Below are 19031 nucleotides of genomic sequence, written 5' to 3'. Positions count from 1 at the left end.
GCCCGTGCGAAAAAACGCGGATTTCCGGCACGTCAGAAAGCAAGATCAAGGCATTAACCCCCCAAAAGCCCGTGCGAAAAATCGTTTATTATCAGATAATTGAGGCGTTTACTCGAGGGCGAAGCCGCCCTACAATGGCTGCGTTCGATAGCCCCGAAGAGGATAGCCCCACGATGGAGACTTAGCTTTTTTGTTTAAGTGAACTGCCCGCACTTGGACGCACACGGCACTGACACTTACTCCACAACACACCCACCCATCACCCGGTTCGACATGCTGTCGGCCTGCGCCTTTCGCCATGGCTGATAACCTGGACGCAGCACAGTCCTGGGCCGGTCGGCTCATGCCGAAAACCTAAATCCGCGCGCGCCCCACCAGTAGCGACATTGCTACTCAGGGCGCCATAAAATGTCAATGAGTGAAGGACGGCCCTGCCCATGACAGAGACCAAACTGCCCCTTCAGCCCTACCTAGAGATCATTGCTGGACTCCCAAACGCCAACCTTCCCGGGATGCTCGATCTCGGCAGCACCCAGCAACGCATTCGAGAACACCCGGCGCTTGCTCCGCTCCTGCAGACCTATCTCGCCGATCGCGCCCTCGGCGGACAGGGAGGATCGATCGGCGATGGAGCATTCGACGCCACACTGGTGCTCTCCTGGATCAGGGATCTAAGCCACCAAAGGCCATCAGTCGGAGAGCTGTCAGCCGCGCCTCTCTTAGAGTCGTGGTGCCCGATAGTCGAAGACGACGTGCCCTTGCTTGTCGGGCGGGTCTCGGGCCACCCGCATCTGCGCGAGGGCGCGCGGGTTCGAACTTCGCCTCTAAGTTGTAACCGCTTCTACCGCTTGGGCTCACACGACCCAAGTTTCCTGACAACCTTGCAAGAAGATGGACGCATTACTGCGAGCGCAAAGCTCCTACGCGCCGATCGGAGCTCCTGATTATGTCCAACGTGCTTATTCTGGCGGACCTGCATCTCGATCTCTGGATGCAGAACAACCGCAACCCATTCGACGGTCTTGAGCTCGAGAACGCTGAGCTTCTCATCATAGCTGGCGACCTCGCCAATAAGCCCAAGATCCGTTGGCGCCCCGCGCTTCAGTTGATCGACCAGCACGTCGATCTCGATCGCGTTCATATCATTCCGGGCAATCATGACTACTACGACTTTCGGCTCGATGGCGACGACCGCCTCGCAGATCTCGCGCGTGAAGCCGGCGCGCATCTCGCGCAAAAACGTATGCTTTTCCATGAGCGCACGCGATTCCTCTGCGCCACGCTCTGGACCGACTTCGCGCTCGGGCCGGGAAGCGTTGCGGAAAAGTCGTCCCGCAGCGACTGGGTGATGAATGACTATCGCTATATTCGCGTCGCAGGAAGCGGCTACCGCAAGGCGCGGCCAGTCGACACTATCGCGAAACACCATGAGCATTTCGATTGGCTGCGAGGGCAATTGGCGACACCCTTCGAGGGCGAAACCGTCGTCGTCACGCATCATGCCCCGCACCCTGCAGCACTTCCGCCGGGCGCGCCGCTTCCCTGGTGCTACGCCTCAGACCTGACTGCGCTCATCGCGGAATACCAGCCCGAGAGATGGCTTTTCGGCCATACCCACCATGCTGCGGAATTTCAGGTCGGGCGCACGCAGCTAAAGAATGTCTCGGTAGGATATCCAAAATGACAGAAATCAGATATAAATTAGTGCATACTGAAAACAGAAGCCACCCCCTAAAGGAAAACTGGGCTGAATTTGAAAACAAAAAAGTTCACTATGTGGAAGGAGTCTTCACTTCATATCGCAGCTTGGCGCCTACGCTCCCAAGCGAGCCGGGAGCATATATTTTATATGAGAATAGAAAAATTTACTGCGGAGAGACAGCGACCCTCAACCGCAGAGTGGTCGAGGGCATCCGCCGCATGGGGCGGGACACTCAATGCGTTTGCTTTAGCACAAGCATGCTAAAAAATGAAAATGATGTGCATAGCAAACGTTTCTTTAAAGAAATACAGGACCAATGCATTCCGATCTTGGCCACCGCCATTCATTTCTTAAGATTACCTATCGATCTTGAAAACAAACAGGGAGTTTGCCTCTTATCGCCTGAGGCGCGGGAGCAAGAAAAAAACTCAGTCCACATCTTAGCAGAAAGAATCGCGATAACAGCCCTTTACCACATGGGCTTCCCAAAATGGGCATACCTACCATACCTCGATATGAACTTTCGCCATCTTTCGAATATCCCCGCCCTCCCTCTTAGCGACTCAAGCTGGGACTCAATACGGCAAGACGAGCTTGTAGCTCGCCGAAAAGAGAGTTGGGCGCCAATTCATGGCGACAAGGCTATGGCGGGCTCAGAATGTAAAATAGAAGGACCACCTTTACCGGTAGTTTGGCGAGTATCTGCTTGAGAGAAGCAGTGTCAGGACAGGCATTCAACTTTGGCTTTGAAGCAAATTTATTGCACCTCCAGCTTCATGATGCAGCGATCAGATGCGCCTTCAGGGGGGTCAACGTGGCCCGGCCATACATCCGTCGTTTGATGGTCGACAGGCAGCTTATCCGCCCCCCTGTCTGGCCGTTGGACCGGGGCTCTCTCAGGACTGAATAGCCCCGTGTATCATGAACGCCTTCTTCGCTAATTTTGCGGCAAGGAGGCAGTGATGACAGCCCCAAGTTCAGCGACGATTTCAAAAGAGATGCCGTCGCGCAGATCACGCAGAGGGGCTACCCGGTCAGAGAGGCGGCCGAGCGCTTGGGCGTGAGCCAATACTCTCTTTACTCTTGGAAGAAGAAGTTCGCGAAGGCGTCATCCGGCGATGCTGAGAAGGATGCCGAGATCCGACGGTTCAAGCGTGAGCTCCTGAGAGTAACGGAGGAGCGGGACATTCTAAAAAAGGCGACCGCGTATTTCGCCAGGGATGCCAAGTGAGATACGCGTTAGTGGCCGAGCATCGCGGGCAGTTCTCTATTCGGGCGATGTGTCGCTGCTTACGTATTCAGCCGAGTGGCTTCTACGCGTGGCTGAAGGCCTCACTGAGCAAGCGAGCTCAAGAAGACGAGCGGCAGATTGCTCTGCTGAAGGAGGCATGGGTGGAAAGTGGCAAGGTCTACGGTCACCGCAAACTGCATGACGACCTTCTCGAGCAAGGCGAAAGCGTCTGCCCGAGCCGTGTTGCCCGCCTGATCAAGCTGGCCGGCATCAAGGGGCAGATAGGCTACAAGCGTCGACCGGGGAAGTATGGCGGCAAGACCTCGGTGGTCGTCGACAACACACTGGACCGGCGGTTTGACGTTGCGACACCTGACAGCATCTGGGTGAACGACATCACCTATATCCGCACGCAGGCAGGCTTCGCCTATCTTGCCGTTGTAATCGATCTCTTCTCGCGTCGTATCGTCGGGTAGGCGATGCAAAGCCGCCAGATGACCGACGTTGTCCTGCAAGCACTGCTCATGGCCACGCGGCGGAGAAAGCCCGGGGACAAGGTTTTGATCCATTGGGACCTAGGCAGCCACTTCACCAGCATGGACTGGGCGGCACTCCTGCGCGCCCACAACCTGGAGCACTCGATGAGCCGCCGCGGGAACCGCCATGACAAAGCGGTCGCGGAGAGCGGTCCCAACTTCATTTTACCCTTTGTCAGCAAGTGGCACCAAGCTGCGCGGAGAGCACGCTTCCGGCTTTTCCCTCGATGATCGTTTTCTCCACCCCGAGAAGACTTTGAGACCCGCGTTCAGGGCAAAAGGTCCGGTCGGATCGCATAGACCCTTGTTCCATCAGGATAGTCGGGGAGACGCACCTTTTTCTTGAGCCGACCATCCACATCGCAAACCAGCGCACCGCAGGCTTTTGCGACATTCGCCACCGCGCGAGGGTCGCGATCGAGACCGCAGATTTCAGAGCGCCATGCTTCAGGGGTCACGTAGAACACTTCCACCACCTGCTCTTCGCCATCTTCGGAACAGACCGTAATGGTCACGCGGTAGCCGCATCGATCGCGGATCATCTGGCGGTCTCGTCCGAGGAGAACTGCATCAGGATTGCCCGCCCCCCTGCCTGTAACCAATGGCTCGAACCGCGAAACACCATGCAGCTCGAAAAACCGCTTCAGCGCGCTGATCGCATCCTGGTCATCAAGTGAGCCACCATGCCCGTAAATGGACCTCCATGCTTCGAAACAGGCCTTTGCGGCCGAGATCGCGGCGCCCTCAGACCAAGGCAAAACGTCGCATTGTCGCGCAATCTCGCCCGCTGCCGCAACGAGCGCAAAGCGGCGCGCCACACGGACGACCTGTGCGTCGTCCCCAGCAGGAATCAATTCCGAGAGATATAGAGATCGCAGGTTTTCCACTTGCTGCAGCATCGTCTCGCGGTGGGAGACGAGATGCTGAAGAAATTCAGGTCCTGCGTGCCCGTAGTGCTTCTGCGCCATGTCGGACAACCTCTCGACGAAAGCGCGTTCGTCAGTGGCATCGGAGGGACTTTCGAAACTGCGACGGCCCTCCGCATCAAGTTGAATCGGAATGTCGATCATTCGGATCGCAACTCCGGCCGGCACCCTTCTGCGGCCGCCTCGTCGACTACCCTGAATCTGAGACGCCGCGCTCACCTCCCCAGAGGACAATGCCATCAGCCGCCACGCCGCGGCTTGCTGGAGACTGCCCGCCTTGGTCGCACGCGATTTTCCGCGACCGTTTGCAAGCATGTAGAAGATATCCTCGATACGCTCAGCGTCAGCCTGCCCAAGCTCGTCAAGCACTAGCAGCGTGTCGTTGTGATCGGCGGCGAGCCCCTCGCCACCGTTATCCGTCATTCGCCAACTACGGCAAAATCCGTCGCGTCCACCGCCGCCCCAGACCGACCCGGCCAGTTGCAGCAATGTCGACTTTCCGCTCGAGGAAGGTCCAAAGAAGTGGAACCCACCCCCCTCTTCTCCCAACGGCGTCATGAGCGGCCCAGCCAAAGCAGCACTCAGAGAAAAAGCTGCCCGAGAATTGCCTTCGGCCATTTCCGCCAGCTGCTTCCAATTCTCGAATTCGCCATTTTCGTTGAAAAGGTGAGGCCTCCCCTCCAACTCAAGCACGACCTCAGATTCACGGTCGGTGGGGGCAAAAACGCGGCCAGGCAGGACAAAACAATCGTCGACCCAGCCGGGATGCTCCGTCACTGAAATCGCATTTCCCGCTTGCATGAGGCTTCGCGAAATAAATTCGCCGAGCCCTTGGCGACCTGCGCGATCTTGCGGCGTCACAACGCCGCGATCCGCAAGCATAGCGCGCAACTGCCTGCCATCGCCAGCCAGTTCGCGAGCTGGGATGACCATGTGATCCCAAGTTCCCTCGGGCGTCCGGAATGCGACGAGATGCCCCCAGCCACCACCCCGTCTATTCCGGGTCCGCCCCATCACCACCAGAGGCGACCCACAGAAGACATGGATGGTCTGCCCATTTCGATTGATGCTCAACTTGAACAGCCCGCAGTCGTTGAGTTCGAACTCCGAGGGAAGATCCGGGATACGCCCGTAATGTTGCATCAGCTCCTCGAGAGGGTCGCTTTCCTTCGCAGGCGCTTCCGGATCAGAGGCCGACAGCATTTCTGAAACCGATGGCTTTTCTTCCGCAGACTCCGCGCAACCCACAAGCAGCTCGGGATGGGCTCGCAGAAGCTCCTCGAACCGCGCGCTGTCTAGTCCGGCATCGGCGAGATCGGCGATATCGCATTTTTCCGGAGCGCTCCCGAGGACGCGCATAGCCAGCCCTGCAATGTCGACTTGGCGGACACGTTTCGCTCCGACATCACGAAGGATCTCTCGGATCTTTTGCATAGCTTCGAGGCCCGGCGTGTCATTGTCGGGAAACAAGATGACATCGCGCCCACGAAGGGGGGAGAAATCAGTTTTTCTGACGGCGTTGCAGCCCCCCGCCCATGTCGAACTCACAGCGTTCGGAAAAGCGAATCTCGCCGCGCTTGCGCACTTCTCGCCTTCGGAGAGCAGAACAACGGCGTCAGGCTGCTTCAAAAGAGTAAGCAGATCAAAAAGCGGGCGCTCACCTTCCATCTGCTTGCAGGCCCAAACCATCTCCCCATTCGGCTGCTGCCAGAGCGTGTAGGGCAGAATTTGCTTCTTCAATGTCCCATCAGCACTCATGCGCTCAAAGCGCGCAACGAGGCAGCAGATATCGCCCTCCACGCTATGATACGGCCAGCAATCCTGGAAGCCGCGTAGCTTCGTGAGGTCGGGCAGGTGAACGTGGTTCTGGAAGGGCTTGATCTGTGTCGAGCCCGGCGCCAAGTCCTTGACGATTTCCGCGGCTTTATATGAGTTCATTTCGTTCATGCCAGCAACCCGATCTGCTTTGCGAGTTCACGCGCCGCATCGATCTGGCGAAGACCGCAGATGAACGCGTACAGGCTTATTGCATCGCCCCCGCTAGGTCCTGTGCTGAAATCGGCCCAACGCCCCGTGCGAAGGTTGATCCGGAAGGAACCGAGCCGATTATCGGTGCGGTTCGGGTTAAACGCGACATACTCACCGCGCTCTACACGCCCAGATGGAAGCCAAGTCGCGCAGAGCTCTGGGAGGCGCGGGAGCAGGATCGCATTCACCGTTGCGAAGATATCGGTCTGAGACCGATGGCACGAAGGTTTAGATGCCATGGCGACATCCTTTCTTGTCAGAATGCGGAAAAAAATATTGTCCGCACGGTTTCTGTATGAGACAAGAATCAGACAGAACTGAGGGAGACGGGGTTGTTGCTTGCCGGCGCGTCCCGTCTCTCATCTGTCGTTCAGGCTCGACGTATTATTATTGTTTGACAGCGACCTGAAAATCTCAACGCTTGATTCTTACAAGGCCACAGAAAAATGTGGACAACTGCCGTAATTATCGGCCTGTTCCCACTGTTCCCACCCAAAAACGATAGAGACCATTCATAATTCGAGGCCTTTTCTCTTCGGCAGCGAAGGAAAATATCGGTTTTTGTGCGAAAAAGAATATGTTGAAGATGAAATAATTACGAGCCGGAACGCTTTATGCCGCCCAACTTCTCGACGATATATATCTCGTTTTTGGTGGGAACAGTGGGAACAGCCTTCTGAAGAAGCATTTGGCTGGCTGGCTTCGATCGCGCTGCCGCGCCTACCAACTCTGCCAGCCCGAAGCCGGAGCTTTCGCCTTTGATCACGTTGTCAGACCGAGCGGGAATTTTGGTTCCGTTGCGAGCGGGAGATAGCTTATCCGGGCAGTGACGAAAGCAGAGCCCAGTTTCATCCTGCGCAGAGAGCGCCTATAGGAGGGTCGAACAGATTTTTTGCGGGTCGCCACCCCGAGAGAGCTTCCCCTTCCCCGCCCGCATCGCGGTCTCAAAAAGCCTCTGGCTCGAATAGCAATGCGCTACCTTGCCAAGTTGGGAGCGCTCGGCACAGCCCGACCTTCCCCTCCTTGCGTCCAGCCGCTAGAACCCAGGCATTGCTTTCAAATATCGGCGCGGAGCGCGACATGCATATCCTCATGACGGTGAACGCGGCTTGGAACCTCTGGAATTTCCGACGTCCTGTCATTGACGCACTCATCGCAGATGGTCACCGGATCACCCTGCTCGCCCCGCGCGACGACAGCGTGCCCGATCTCGAGGCCCTCGGCTGCCGCTTCATTCCGCTCGAGATGAGCGTGAAGGGTTTGAACCCGGCGGAAGATTTCAAGCTGATGCGTCGCTACAGGCGTATCTTTCGCAAAGAGCGGCCCGATATCGTGCTGAGCTACACGATCAAGAACAACATCTTCGGGGCCATGGCCGCAAAAGCCGTGGGCGTGCCCTTCGTGCCGAATGTCACGGGCTTGGGCACGGCCTTCCTTTCCGGCGGATTACTCCAGCGCGTCGCAGAGATGCTCTATCGGCGCGCCTTCGCAAAGCTACCGGTGATCTTTTTTCAAAATGAGGACGACGCAGCGCTTTTCCTCGACCGGCGTTTGATCACAAGCGGCCAAGCGAAGCTCCTGCCGGGCTCGGGGATCGATCTGGAACGCTTCACCGTGCAGGAGATGCCCAGCGAGGACACTCAGCCCACCTTCCTGATGATCGCGCGTCTCTTGCGCGACAAGGGGGTTTGGGAATTCGTCGAAGCTGCCAGAATGACGAAAGCGCGCCATCCTGAGGCGCGCTTTCAATTGTTGGGAGCGGTGGGATCTGAAAACCGCACCGCGATCGATGCACCTACTGTTCAGTCATGGGTCGAGGAAGGTATCGTGGAGTATCTGGGAACGACCCCGGACGTGCGCCCCGCGATCAAGGCGGCCAGTTGCGTCGTGCTGCCTTCCTACCGCGAGGGTGCGCCGCGAACTTTGATCGAGGCAGCCGCTATGGCCCGTCCACTCATCGCAACCGATGTGCCCGGCTGCCGCGCAGTCTTGGATCGCGGCGTCTCGGGGTATCTTTGCGAGGTTCGCAACGCTGCGAGCCTAGCCGACGCGATGCAAGAGTTTCTCGCGCTCGGCCCTGAGCAACGCGCTCAGATGGGGCGTGAAGGTCGCGCCAAGATGGAGCGGGAATACGATCAGCGGATTGTGGTAAAGGCCTATCGCGAGGCAATTAGCAGGCTTAAGCGAGGCTGATCCACCCAAGCCTCGCGCCAGGATATCACGCGGCGCGACGCCCCTGCCCCTTGGACAGCCAAATCTCATTTGCCTCAAGCCATGCGAGCAGCATCAGCACTGTCCAGAGCTTCTGACCATTATTTGCCCGCCCTTTGAGGTGCTGTTGCCAGAGCCGCTCGATCGGATCGAAGGAGAGGCTGGCGAGCGCAAAAAGATGGCGCTGCGACAGAAGCCGCTCGGCCCAACCGCGCAACTCCATCCGGAGCCACTGATCGAGCGGGATCGAGAAGCCCTGCTTTGGTCGATCAATGAGCGATCTCGGAACATGCCGGTCGAGCAATCGTCGCAAAGCGACTTTCCCGACACCGTCTCTTATCTTCATCGACATGGGCAGCGCCCAGGCCGCCTCGACAACACGCGCATCCAGAAAGGGCGCGCGCGTCTCGAGAGAGGCATGCATAGCTGCGCGATCGACTTTCACGAGAATGTCTCCAGGGAGATAACTAACGCTATCCCATGCCATCATCTGCTCGGCCGGGGTGAGCCTTGCGAGGACCTCATCATGCAGGATCACTTGACCATCGGACTGCGCACCATTTGTTAAGACCTCGCTCGGCTGCGCGAAGGTCGTCGAGAAAGTGCGATAGAAATCTTCAAAACTCTCCGCTGCAGCGATGCCGGGAGCCAGTCGCGCCAGCTTATCGACGGCCGTAATCGGCAAACGGAACCGCTTGGCGACCCTGCGCGCGGGGCTCGCCTCGGACACGAGAAACGGCCCGATAGCCGCAGCGAGCCGAGCCCCGGCCTTCCGACCGATCTTAGGCACGCGCTGTGCGCGCGCCCAGAGCCCCGGGCCGACGACATGCCGATTATACCCGCCAAATACTTCGTCCCCACCGTCACCGGATAGCGCGACCGTAACTGCCTTGCGCGCCTCGCGACACAAAAGCGCCGTCGGGATCTGCGAAGAGTCAGCGAAGGGTTCGTCATAGATCTGCGGCAGGCTCGGCACCAGATCGAGCGCGTCCTCTTGGGACAGGATGAATTCCGTATGCGCGGTCCCCAAATGCTTGGCGACAGCGGCAGCATAAGGCGCCTCGTTGAAACGGGACTCGCCGAACCCGATCGAGAAACTGCGCACCTGCGTTTGGCTTTGCGCCTGCATCAGGCTTGTGATGAGGGAGCTATCCACGCCGCCTGAGAGAAAGGCGCCAAGCGGCACGTCGCTCAGGCTCTGCTCGTCCACCACCTCTTCGAGACGCGCCGCCAACTTGTCGAGGAGAACGGTCTCGGATTGTCCGTCGGAATACCCTCTCTGTGAGAGCCCCTTTTCGGCGAGATCAGTGAAGACTTCGAAAGAAAGCCGCGCCGCCTCGGAGCTCTCCCTGGACAGGGTGACGATATGACCGGGCGCGACTTTCTCGACACCCTCGAAGATGCACAAGCCTTCGGGAACGTAACCGAATTCGAGATAGGCACGGATCCCGCTCGCACTGAGCTCGGGCTCCAGTCCGGGAGCTTCCAGCAAGGCTTTCAACTCCGAAGCAAACGCCCATCCCGAGGCAAGCCGACTGAAATAAAGAGGCTTCTCCCCCATCCGGTCGCGGGCAAGCGACAAGATGTTGGTTTGCAGATCCCAAAGCGCCAGAGCGAACATGCCTTTCGCGCGGCGAAGCGTTTCCTCGAGCCCCCAGGCGACGATTCCGGCGAGCAAAGTTTCGGTATCCGAATGCCCACGCCACGCCTGTTCAGACGCCGCTTCAAGCTCCCGTCGTAGCCGCAAATGATTGTAGATCTCGCCATTGAACACGATGACGAAACGTCCGCAGCGCGATTGCATGGGCTGCGCACCGGCCTCGCTCAGATCAAGGATCGAGAGGCGACGGTGGCCGAGACCGACAGACTGGGCCTCATCGAACCAATGGCCCTCTGCATCCGGCCCGCGATAGGTGATCGCGTCGGTCATCGCCTGAAGCGAGACTGCCGCGTGGTCCTCTGAGGGACCGAGAAGACCTGCTATGCCGCACATGACTTAGGACTTTTCTTGCAGGAGTTCGAACCGGTCAGCATCTCAGTTGCCCGCACCGCGCGCGACATCTTCGAGATAGGCGCCGTAACCGTTCTTACCGAAAGTCTTTGCACGCTCACGAAGCGCGTCGACTGAAATCCAGCCTTTCTGAAAGGCGATCTCATCGGGAGAACCCACCTGAAGGCCTTGGCGCGCCTGAAGGGTGCGCACGAAATTCCCGGCATCGAGCAGGCTCGCATGGGTGCCCGTGTCGAGCCACGCATAACCGCGCCCCATGCGGCTGACCGTCAGGGACCCCTCCTCGAGATACTGCCCGAGCAGATCCGTGATCTCCAACTCCCCGCGCGCGGACGGCTCGACCGCGCGCGCGCGCTCAGGGGCTTTCCCGTCGAGGAAATAGAGGCCAGTGACCGCGTAATTCGAAGCGGGCTTCTCAGGTTTTTCAACGATGGATTGGGCGCGGTCGTCGTTGTCGAAAGCAACAACGCCGTAACGCTCGGGATCGCTCACCCGGTAGCCGAATACGGACCCGCCGGTCCTACGCGCATTCGCCTCGGCGAGCAATTCTGGCAAACCATGGCCAAAGAAAACGTTATCGCCCAGAACCATCGCCGAGGGAGCGCCGTCGAGAAATGCTTCGGCGAGGATATAGGCCTGGGCCAACCCGTCTGGAGACGGTTGCTCGATCCAGGTAAACGCGACGCCCCACTGGCTACCGTCACCAAGGACGCGCTGGAACTGCGCCTGATCTTCCGGAGTGGTGATCACCGCGATCTCGCGAATGCCGGCGAGCATCAGCGTCGTCAGCGGGTAGTAGATCATCGGCTTGTCATAAACTGGAAGAAGTTGCTTCGAGACACCCATGGTCACAGGATAGAGCCGCGTGCCCGAGCCGCCCGCCAGAATAATGCCTTTGCGTTTCGTCATACCGCACCCAATTCAATTAACACTTCATTCAATCCCGATCTCCAATCGGGTCTGGTCAGGCCGAATACGGCCAGATCGCTGCAGTCGAGCCGCGAATTCAGCGGCCGTTTCGCGGGCGTCGGATAGTCGGCGGTGGGAATGTCCTCCACCGTCACGCCGCGCCCGGCCCGCGCGAAGATCTCCCGCGCGAAGCCCGCCCAGCTTACATCGGGAGAGCCTGAGAAATGGTAAACGCCACTCTTCTCGGGCGAGCGCTGCAACTGCGCTGCCATCGTCAGGCTGGCCTCGGCAATCGCCTTGGCCGGTGTCGGCCCACCGATCTGGTCGGCGACGATCGTCAGGTGATCGCGGCTTTCCGACAGGCGCAGCATCGTCTTCACGAAATTCCCGCCATGGGCCGAAAAGACCCAACTCGTGCGCAGGATGGCGAAGGTTCCTCCTGTCGCGCGGATCGCCTCTTCGCCGGCGAGCTTGGTGCGGCCATAGGCGCCCAGCGGATCAGTCGGGTCGGTGGGTTTGAACGGCGTCTCGCCCGAGCCGTCGAAGACGTAATCGGTGGAGATGTGAACGAGCGGGATGCCAAGGGCGCTGCAGGCTTCGGCCATCGCAGCGGGCGCATCGCCGTTGACCACTTGGGCGAGCGCCCCCTCTTCTTCGGCCTTGTCCACGGCCGTATAGGCCGCGGCGTTGATCACGGCCTCGGGTTTGGTCTCTCGGATCGCCTGTGCGGCGGCATCAGGGTCGCGCAAATCGACCCTATTCCGGCCTAAAAACGCCGCATCGGGCATAAGGCGCTGTAGCTCCTGCGCGACTTGGCCGGTCTGTCCGAAGACGAGGATCATGCCTTGCCCAACCTTTCGCCGACGCCGTGCCGTTCCAGCAGCGGGCGCCACCAGTCCTCGTTCTCGAGATACCAGCGCACGGTGCGCTCGAGCCCTTCCTCCACCGTCACGCTCGGCCGCCAGCCCAGCTCCTCTCGGATGCGGGTCGGGTCGATCGCGTAGCGCGCATCGTGGCCGGGGCGGTCGGTGACGAAAGTGATCAGATCGGCATAGGGCGCGTCGCCCGGACGCAGCTTGTCGAGAATGGCGCAGATCGTCTGGACCAGTTCGAGGTTCGACCGCTCATTCTCGCCGCCGATATTGTAGCTGCGGCCCAAAGCGCCCTTCTCCAGCACCAGAAGCAGCGCATCGGCGTGATCCTCGACATAGAGCCAGTCGCGCACGTTCGAGCCGTCGCCATAGATCGGCAGCGGTTTGCCCGCGAGCGCGTTCAGGATCACGACCGGGATCAGCTTTTCCGGGAAGTGATAGGGGCCGTAATTGTTCGAGCAATTGGTGAGCACAACCGGCAGCCCATAGGTCTCGTGCCAAGCGCGCACGAGGTGATCCGAGCCCGCTTTCGAGGCGGAATAGGGACTGTTCGGCGCATAGGGCGTCTCTTCGGTGAACTGGCCCGTGGCGCCGAGCGTGCCATAGACCTCGTCGGTGGAGATGTGGTGGAAGCGGAAGCTCTCGGGGCGGCCCTCGGCCTCCCAAAAGCTGCGCGCAGCTTGCAGCATGTTGTAGGTGCCCATCACGTTTGTCTCGATGAAGGCGCCGGGGCCATCGATGGAGCGATCCACATGGCTTTCGGCCGCGAGATGCATCACCGCGTCGGGCTTGTGGCGCGCGAAGATCGCCGTCAGCGCCTCAGGGTCGCGAATATCGGCCTGCTCGAAGGCGTAGAGCGGGCTATCGGCGACGGGGGCAACGTTCTCGAGGCAGGCGGCGTAAGTCAGCGCGTCGAGGTTAACCACCGCATGGCCGCGCGAGACGGCGAGACGGACGACCGCGGAGCCGATGAAACCTGCGCCGCCGGTGACGAGGATCTTCATGCTGCGCCCTCCCATTTGAAGGGGCTATCGACGGAAGCGAACAGAGGTGCCTCGGCGTCCTTGCCGGACAAAACAGGCTCTATTCCTGCGGAAAGCGGCCAATCGATGCCCAGATCCGGGTCGTCCCAGCGGATCGCGCCCTCACTCTCGGGCGCGTAGTAATCCGAGCATTTATAGACGATCTCGGTGCCCGCCTCGAGCGTGACGAACCCATGCGCAAAGCCCGCCGGGATCAGCAGCTGCTTGCCGTTCTCGAAGCTCAGCTCGGTGCCGAACCACTGGCCGTAGGTCGGGCTGCCCTTGCGGATATCGACCGCCACATCCCAGAGCCGCCCACGTCCGCAGCGCACCAGTTTCGCCTGCGCATGGGGTGGGGCCTGAAAATGCAGCCCGCGCACCGTGCCCACGGCCTCCGAGACCGAATGATTATCCTGAACGAAACCAATCTCGATCCCGGCCTCGGCAAATCGCTTCGCCGAATAGCTCTCGGAGAAAAACCCGCGGTGATCGCCGAATCGCTTCGGGGTGATCAGCAACAGCCCATCGAGGCTGGTCTTCTCAATCATCATGAATAGGAAACCTGTGAAGTTTGTTCAGTTCTCTGAATAGATGCCGAATTGATAGGGAACGTAGCATTTCTGGAAATGCCAGGAGAGCTGTGTCCAGACGAGGAAGACAGTCGTGAGCAAGGCATAGGGCGCGACGGTCCAGAACTGCCGATTGCGCAATCCCTGAAGATAGGGAATTCGGGCGAAGATCACGAGTTGCAATGGAATGAGGTAATACCCAAACCGGTCGCCAATCACCGAAGACACGAAGAAGAGGCCAAAGAAGGCGACCATCAGCCACGCCGCGATCGTGACCAGCTTGTAGTCCTCGGGAAACTGACGCTTCCAGAAGGGCCGAATTTTCAGCAGGTAAATGGCCCCGGACAAAACAAGGACGAGGAGACGGAAAGCAGCTCCCGCTGCGTCGACGCCTGTCCCGACATAGCGGCTCGTCGCCTCATCCGCAGCGGACGTATGCGTCATGAGGTAAAGCCCAGGCAAAGCAAGCAGGATCGCAAAGAGGATATTTCGTTTCGTAAAAGGCAACGGGATGAAGGGCGCAAACGCCAGGAAGATCATGGCGCTGCGGTGAAACAGGACCGCGATTCCGACGAGCGCGAGGTAGCGAAGCAGCTTCTTGTCCACGAACGCATTGAACGCGAAACACATGATCCCGATCGCCTCGGCTTGCCGGATCCCGGACATCGGCATGTTGATGACGAGGATCGGAAAGGCGAGCACGAGAACAGCGAGCGGGTTTGGTTGCCGTCGCGCGAGGCTATGGAGCCCCCAGAAGAAAATCCCAGACGCGATGACCAGAAGATATGTGTAACTAAGCCCTGCTTGTTGCAGCAGCGCGATGATCGCCCAATGAGCAGGCTCACTATATTGAAGGGCAGCATTGAGCGAGCGGCCATCCATGATATACCAATTCGCGAGATATCCGCTCCAGTCGCAGCCGACCTCATATCTAAATCCAGCAACAAGAAAGAGACTCAAGAGAGCGAGCCAGTAGAGCCCGCCCCGCTTCGCCGCGCGCCCGAGCAAGATCAGGAAACTGTAGAGCGAGTAATAGACCAGCATCGTGATTGACTTATTCGCCGCGGCGTTTTTTCGAATGCGTGACAGCGACGTCTCGAAGCATCTGGGCAACGCGCGGCCCCCAGACCTGAAGCGAATACTGGTCTTCGACCTTCTTGCGCCCCGCCGCGCCCATTCGGGCGCGCAAATTGGAATCGGTCAGAAGCGCGTCGAGCGCCTCGCGCCATTCCGCCTCATTTGAGGCAAGGAATCCGTTCACCCCGTGCTCGACAATCTCCGCATTCACTCCGACAGGAGAAGCGATTACCGGCAGGCCACACGCCATATATTGGATAAGCTTGTAGCCGCATTTTCCGCGCGCCCAAGGGGTATCGGTCAGAGGCATGATTCCGATGTCCATCTCTTGGATATCCGAGACTTCCGCTTCCTCGCGCCAAGGTCGCAATTCAAAAGCCGGGTCGGCTTGAGCGTCCTTTGCGGCGCCTACAGCGAGAATTCTCGCCCTGCGGCGATGTGCAGCTGCCGCAAGCATGGACTGCATCGGCACCATGTATTCCGACCAAGTGCTCGGTGTTCCGATCCAACCGATAACAGATGCACTATCAGCTGCTGCAGTAGGTGGCGAAATGGGTTTGTAGACCGCCGCATCCAAGACGGTGGGAACGATCTGAACATCTCGGCAATGCGGACGCGCATAAGCGGCGAGGTATTCGTTGCCCGCGAATACGCAATCTGAGGCTCCGATTGCCCCATGAAGTTTGCGGCCCAACATTGCGCGAACCGCAGTCCTGCGATTTAGGTCATAGTTGTGAAAGATCGCATCATCGAAGTCATAAACGACCGGCACGCCCGCTAGCCGCACCGCGCGCTCCATCAAGCCGGGCAAGAACGGAAACAACTCGTACTGCACCCAGAGTAAATCGATTTCTTGATGCCGCACCAACTGTCGAAGCCGGTCCGCATAGCGTCTGGCCAGGTAACCTCGATCGTGTCCCTCACCCGCATAAAGCCGTTTCAGATATGCGTCCTCGAGTAAGGGCCATGCAACAGTCTTGCAATCTAAGTCGGCCAGAACTGTGTCATATTGATCGAACCGCTGCCGCGTCGCTGCAGCAAGTGGCCCATATTTCGTAAGTTTGGCGACTTTAAGGGTCATTCACAGTCCCTACTTTGCTTCTAGCCTACAAACCACGGAGATTGAAGCGCGCAAGAAGGATAATCTCGGATTAAGTCTCATCTAGAAGGGCTTGCAAGCGCAGCGAAAAAGCCTTCGGCGAAAAAAATTTCATCACTCTCTCGCGACCAGCCGCGCCCATCTTCGCGGCACGATCAGGATCGATACACAGGGAATGCATGGCCTCAACGCAGGCTGCGACATTGTCAACAGGAATCATGATTCCGGTCTCGCCATCGCGCACAATTTCAGCTGGGCCGCCACATCGAGTAGCAATGACAGGCACACCGCACGCGCTTGCTTCCAAGACCGTGCGTGAAAATGACTCGGACCGCGATAGATTTAATGCAACAAACGCACCCTCAAGCACCGAACGAGGGTTCTTCAAAAAATCGCCAAATGTAATTGCGTCAGCTACTCCCAGTGAAGTGGCTTGTGCCTCCAACCTCTCTCGATAAATGCGGTTGCGAGAAAGCCCCATATCGCCACCATAAAAATGAAGTCGAGAATTAGGGAAACGGAAAAAAATCTGAGAGAATGCCGCTATTGCGACATCCTGCCCCTTACCCTCGATGTAGTTTCCTACGAAGACAAAAGTGAGTTTATCAGAATATCTTGTCTCGGGACTTGGTAAGAACTCCGCGCTGACCGGATCATAGAGCAAATCCGAAGACACCCTTTCCGGCAACAGGCTTTGGATATGATGCGAAACGGCAATGATCCTATCAGAAAATAGGCTGGAGAAGTGGAGCCAAAATCGTCCAACTCGTCCGAACACGCTAGGGTCGATGCGAACCCAAGTAAATATCGGCGCTCTATAACCAAAAAAACGCAAGAGTGGTGCTTCCACCAAGTAAAAATCATTCACAAAAAGCATTGCATTTGGATATTGCAAAAGTCGACGACGCAAGTGCAAAGCAGTCTTTACCAATCTCGGCAGGTAAAGTGACACATCTTTGAAATTGCGTCGCAATGGTCGGATGGGCAGTCGATGAACAGCTGCAAAGTCGGACAAATCGAAGTCTGCAAAAACCGCGGAGTCGGACGTTAGCAATATTACATCGACGTAATCTTTCAGCGCGCGTGCCATATCTCTTGCCGAGATAAAAGCTCCGGTCACAGCTACCGAGCCATCTAACACAAATATTGTAGAGCGCCTCTTACTCATTTAGAAAGGATCACCAAGAACCAGCTAATCATTTCCGGTTCACTTCACGAGCCATTGCACTGGCGAGGTTCAGCCAGACAAGGCCGGTCTGTTCAATGTCGAAACGTTGAATCGCGGCAAGACGGACGGAACGCTCCGGGCGCACCTTAGCGGGCCCGATGAGCATTTGAGCCATTTCACTCGTCCACTTCTCAATCCCAGCTCTGTTGTTCGGTAGCGGCATGAGAACACCCAACGGCAAAGCCAACGGCAGAGATAGCTCCGAGCCACTGTATTGTAGTGCGCCAGACGAAAGTATTGAACGCGGTCCCCAAGGACAATCCGATGCGAGAACTGGAACACCCGACGCAACGCCCTCTATAAGGGAGTTGCCTAATCCTTCATGCAGTGACGGGAAAAGGAATAGTCGGCAAAATCGAAAGTGTCGAATCGGATCTTCCCTGTATCCAGCCAAGAAAACAGTGGCATCAGGATCTCCCGTGGTGGTAACTGAAAGTCCATGCGTTTCGCACTTTGAAATAATTTCATTTCTGAGAGGGCCATCACCAATCAAAAGCAATCGCGAATTCGGCTGCATCTTATTGACGCGAGCGAAGGCAGGTATCAGAAGGTCAATCCCTTTACCAAAATCCAGACGCCCGCTGTATACCGCTGTGGGGGCCTGACAAAATTCTAAAAGGTCTCTATCTGGAGCATTTTCCGAACTTTCAATAAGACCCTTTGCATCTATACCTCCCTCTATAGGGTATATTTTAGAAGCCTGTGAATTTCCGCCGACTTGCAGGATTTCCTTGCCGTAGCCCACAGAGGCAGGAACAATTTTTTTCGCTCGACGATAAACGATCGGGTCAAGAATTCTTAACCATAGTAACTTTTTCATCCTTGGAATATTCGTGTGATACAGCTTCGAACCTCGTTCAGACACGATTGTCTTTCCCTGCATCCCAGCAAAGGCATTTAAAAGATTAGGCCCAGACAAAAAGCTAATAGTTACGTCGTGCTTCGCCTTGAGCGACCGAAGCCGCTTTAGCATACGCCACCAACGCAGAACCTTATTTGAAAAACCTGCTCCGCTAGCTGCGGCCGCATCAAGAATGACAACACGGTGGCCGGTTTCTGACTGCTTATTAGAATAATCGGCGCCCCCATAACTTTGTGCCATCAAAGCTATCGTTACATCCGCATGCTTCGCCAAGAAATTAGCAAGACGCTGAAAACTACTTTCTGCCCCGCCATACCCTAATGTCGCTGTCACAAGCAGTATCTTAATGCGCTGAGGCGGATTCATAGGCGAAAGTCCTTTATAGTTTCGTCAAGCGCCGCCTCGGATAACATTCGATTGTGCTTCACGTCGGCTTCAATAGAATCGGCCGAAATCGAAAGCACTTCCTCAACGAGGAGTGAAATCGTACTAAGGTTACTTTTCGAAACTGCAAGCCGTGTAGCTCTCGGAAGCATTCGATTCACTGCCGCAAGCTTTGGTTCAATTTCAAGTATAACCGACGGCCTCCCAAGACACGCTCCACAAATCGCACCGTGCGCCCTCGACGTAAGGAATGCATCGAAACCAGAGAGCCTGTGCAGAAAGTCATGCAACTTCATTGAACTGGGCCGCCACAAGAGCTGCGGGAAGCCAATGAAAGTGTTCAGGACACCTCGATCTGCCGCTG

General features: G+C 57.5%; 14 protein-coding genes and 1 pseudogene. 4 read left to right on the top strand and 11 right to left on the bottom strand.

Annotation, left to right across the window (positions count from 1 at the left end; translation table 11 throughout):
- The first annotated feature begins 946 nt into the window (after window positions 1-946).
- The 3 genes and pseudogenes from BMI90_RS11580 to BMI90_RS11575 form a co-directional block, all read left to right on the top strand.
- Window positions 947-1684, top strand: a complete 738-nt coding sequence (locus tag BMI90_RS11580) for a metallophosphoesterase (RefSeq protein WP_078529504.1) — start codon at window positions 947-949, stop codon at window positions 1682-1684.
- Window positions 1681-2412, top strand: a complete 732-nt coding sequence (locus tag BMI90_RS18540; protein WP_146671269.1) for a hypothetical protein — start codon at window positions 1681-1683, stop codon at window positions 2410-2412. Before BMI90_RS11580 ends, BMI90_RS18540 begins: the two co-directional genes overlap by 4 nt.
- Window positions 2413-2645: 233 nt before the next feature.
- Window positions 2646-3619: pseudogene (locus BMI90_RS11575) on the top strand (IS3 family transposase); the annotation flags it as partial.
- 119 nt (window positions 3620-3738) lie between these two features.
- On the opposite strand, the gene BMI90_RS11570 reads toward BMI90_RS11575, so the two are convergent.
- Together BMI90_RS11570 and BMI90_RS11565 are read right to left on the bottom strand one after the other, a co-directional pair.
- Window positions 3739-6342, bottom strand: coding sequence for a DUF927 domain-containing protein (locus BMI90_RS11570; protein ID WP_078529502.1), 2604 nt, complete (start codon window positions 6340-6342; stop codon window positions 3739-3741).
- Window positions 6339-6662, bottom strand: coding sequence for a hypothetical protein (locus BMI90_RS11565; protein ID WP_078529500.1), 324 nt, complete (start codon window positions 6660-6662; stop codon window positions 6339-6341). The genes BMI90_RS11570 and BMI90_RS11565 overlap by 4 nt, the downstream gene beginning before the upstream one ends.
- An 853-nt stretch (window positions 6663-7515) precedes the next feature.
- Between BMI90_RS11565 and BMI90_RS11560 the strand changes: the two genes are divergently transcribed.
- Window positions 7516-8616, top strand: coding sequence for a glycosyltransferase family 4 protein (locus tag BMI90_RS11560; RefSeq protein WP_078529621.1), 1101 nt, complete (start codon window positions 7516-7518; stop codon window positions 8614-8616).
- Between the two features lie 25 nt (window positions 8617-8641).
- Here BMI90_RS11560 and asnB read toward each other — a convergent pair whose 3' ends face one another.
- From asnB to BMI90_RS11515, 9 genes are all read right to left on the bottom strand, one after another.
- Window positions 8642-10627, bottom strand: coding sequence for an asparagine synthase (glutamine-hydrolyzing) (gene asnB / locus BMI90_RS11555; protein WP_078529498.1), 1986 nt, complete (start codon window positions 10625-10627; stop codon window positions 8642-8644).
- A 42-nt stretch (window positions 10628-10669) separates the two neighbouring features.
- The gene (gene rfbA, locus BMI90_RS11550) at window positions 10670-11554 is read right to left on the bottom strand and encodes a glucose-1-phosphate thymidylyltransferase RfbA (RefSeq protein WP_078529496.1); all 885 of its coding nucleotides are present in this window, start codon (window positions 11552-11554) and stop codon (window positions 10670-10672) included.
- Complete coding sequence (gene rfbD / locus BMI90_RS11545; RefSeq protein WP_078529494.1) at window positions 11551-12396, bottom strand: dTDP-4-dehydrorhamnose reductase; 846 nt, start codon at window positions 12394-12396, stop codon at window positions 11551-11553. The genes rfbA and rfbD overlap by 4 nt, the downstream gene beginning before the upstream one ends.
- Entirely contained in the window at window positions 12393-13430 is a 1038-nt protein-coding gene (rfbB, locus tag BMI90_RS11540) for a dTDP-glucose 4,6-dehydratase (protein WP_078529492.1), read from the bottom strand. Before rfbB ends, rfbD begins: the two co-directional genes overlap by 4 nt.
- Window positions 13427-13999 carry a dTDP-4-dehydrorhamnose 3,5-epimerase gene (gene rfbC / locus BMI90_RS11535; protein ID WP_078529490.1) on the bottom strand — a complete coding sequence of 191 codons (573 nt, stop codon included), beginning with the start codon at window positions 13997-13999 and terminating at the stop codon, window positions 13427-13429. Before rfbC ends, rfbB begins: the two co-directional genes overlap by 4 nt.
- Window positions 14000-14023: 24 nt before the next feature.
- On the bottom strand, window positions 14024-15061 hold the full coding sequence (locus BMI90_RS11530; RefSeq protein ID WP_078529488.1) for an EpsG family protein: 1038 nt from the start codon (window positions 15059-15061) through the stop codon (window positions 14024-14026).
- 10 nt (window positions 15062-15071) lie between these two features.
- The gene (locus BMI90_RS11525) at window positions 15072-16175 is read right to left on the bottom strand and encodes a glycosyltransferase family 4 protein (RefSeq protein ID WP_078529486.1); all 1104 of its coding nucleotides are present in this window, start codon (window positions 16173-16175) and stop codon (window positions 15072-15074) included.
- 70 nt (window positions 16176-16245) lie between these two features.
- Window positions 16246-17283 carry a glycosyltransferase family 4 protein gene (locus BMI90_RS11520; protein ID WP_210401943.1) on the bottom strand — a complete coding sequence of 346 codons (1038 nt, stop codon included), beginning with the start codon at window positions 17281-17283 and terminating at the stop codon, window positions 16246-16248.
- 106 nt (window positions 17284-17389) lie between these two features.
- A complete protein-coding gene (locus BMI90_RS11515) occupies window positions 17390-18649 on the bottom strand; it encodes a glycosyltransferase (RefSeq protein WP_078529482.1) in 1260 nt (419 codons plus the stop codon).
- Window positions 18650-19031: the final 382 nt, after the last annotated feature.

Source organism: Thioclava sp. L04-15 (genome assembly GCF_002020275.1).
In the GTDB taxonomy this organism is placed as follows: domain Bacteria; phylum Pseudomonadota; class Alphaproteobacteria; order Rhodobacterales; family Rhodobacteraceae; genus Thioclava; species Thioclava marina.
Note: the sequence above shows the minus strand (reverse complement) of the source record. Positions and strands in the feature narration are given on the sequence as shown.

Coding starts and splice junctions, on each gene's coding strand:
- BMI90_RS11560 (WP_078529621.1), top strand. CDS start 7,516: ATGACGGTGAACGCGGCTTGGAACCTCTGGAATTTCCGACGTCCTGTC.
- BMI90_RS18540 (WP_146671269.1), top strand. CDS start 1,681: ATGACAGAAATCAGATATAAATTAGTGCATACTGAAAACAGAAGCCAC.
- rfbA (WP_078529496.1), bottom strand. CDS start 11,554: ATGACGAAACGCAAAGGCATTATTCTGGCGGGCGGCTCGGGCACGCGG.
- BMI90_RS11520 (WP_210401943.1), bottom strand. CDS start 17,283: ATGGCACGCGCGCTGAAAGATTACGTCGATGTAATATTGCTAACGTCC.
- rfbD (WP_078529494.1), bottom strand. CDS start 12,396: ATGATCCTCGTCTTCGGACAGACCGGCCAAGTCGCGCAGGAGCTACAG.
- BMI90_RS11565 (WP_078529500.1), bottom strand. CDS start 6,662: ATGGCATCTAAACCTTCGTGCCATCGGTCTCAGACCGATATCTTCGCA.
- BMI90_RS11570 (WP_078529502.1), bottom strand. CDS start 6,342: ATGAACGAAATGAACTCATATAAAGCCGCGGAAATCGTCAAGGACTTG.
- BMI90_RS11515 (WP_078529482.1), bottom strand. CDS start 18,649: ATGAATCCGCCTCAGCGCATTAAGATACTGCTTGTGACAGCGACATTA.
- asnB (WP_078529498.1), bottom strand. CDS start 10,627: ATGTGCGGCATAGCAGGTCTTCTCGGTCCCTCAGAGGACCACGCGGCA.
- BMI90_RS11580 (WP_078529504.1), top strand. CDS start 947: ATGTCCAACGTGCTTATTCTGGCGGACCTGCATCTCGATCTCTGGATG.
- rfbB (WP_078529492.1), bottom strand. CDS start 13,430: ATGAAGATCCTCGTCACCGGCGGCGCAGGTTTCATCGGCTCCGCGGTC.
- BMI90_RS11530 (WP_078529488.1), bottom strand. CDS start 15,061: ATGCTGGTCTATTACTCGCTCTACAGTTTCCTGATCTTGCTCGGGCGC.
- BMI90_RS11525 (WP_078529486.1), bottom strand. CDS start 16,175: ATGACCCTTAAAGTCGCCAAACTTACGAAATATGGGCCACTTGCTGCA.
- rfbC (WP_078529490.1), bottom strand. CDS start 13,999: ATGATGATTGAGAAGACCAGCCTCGATGGGCTGTTGCTGATCACCCCG.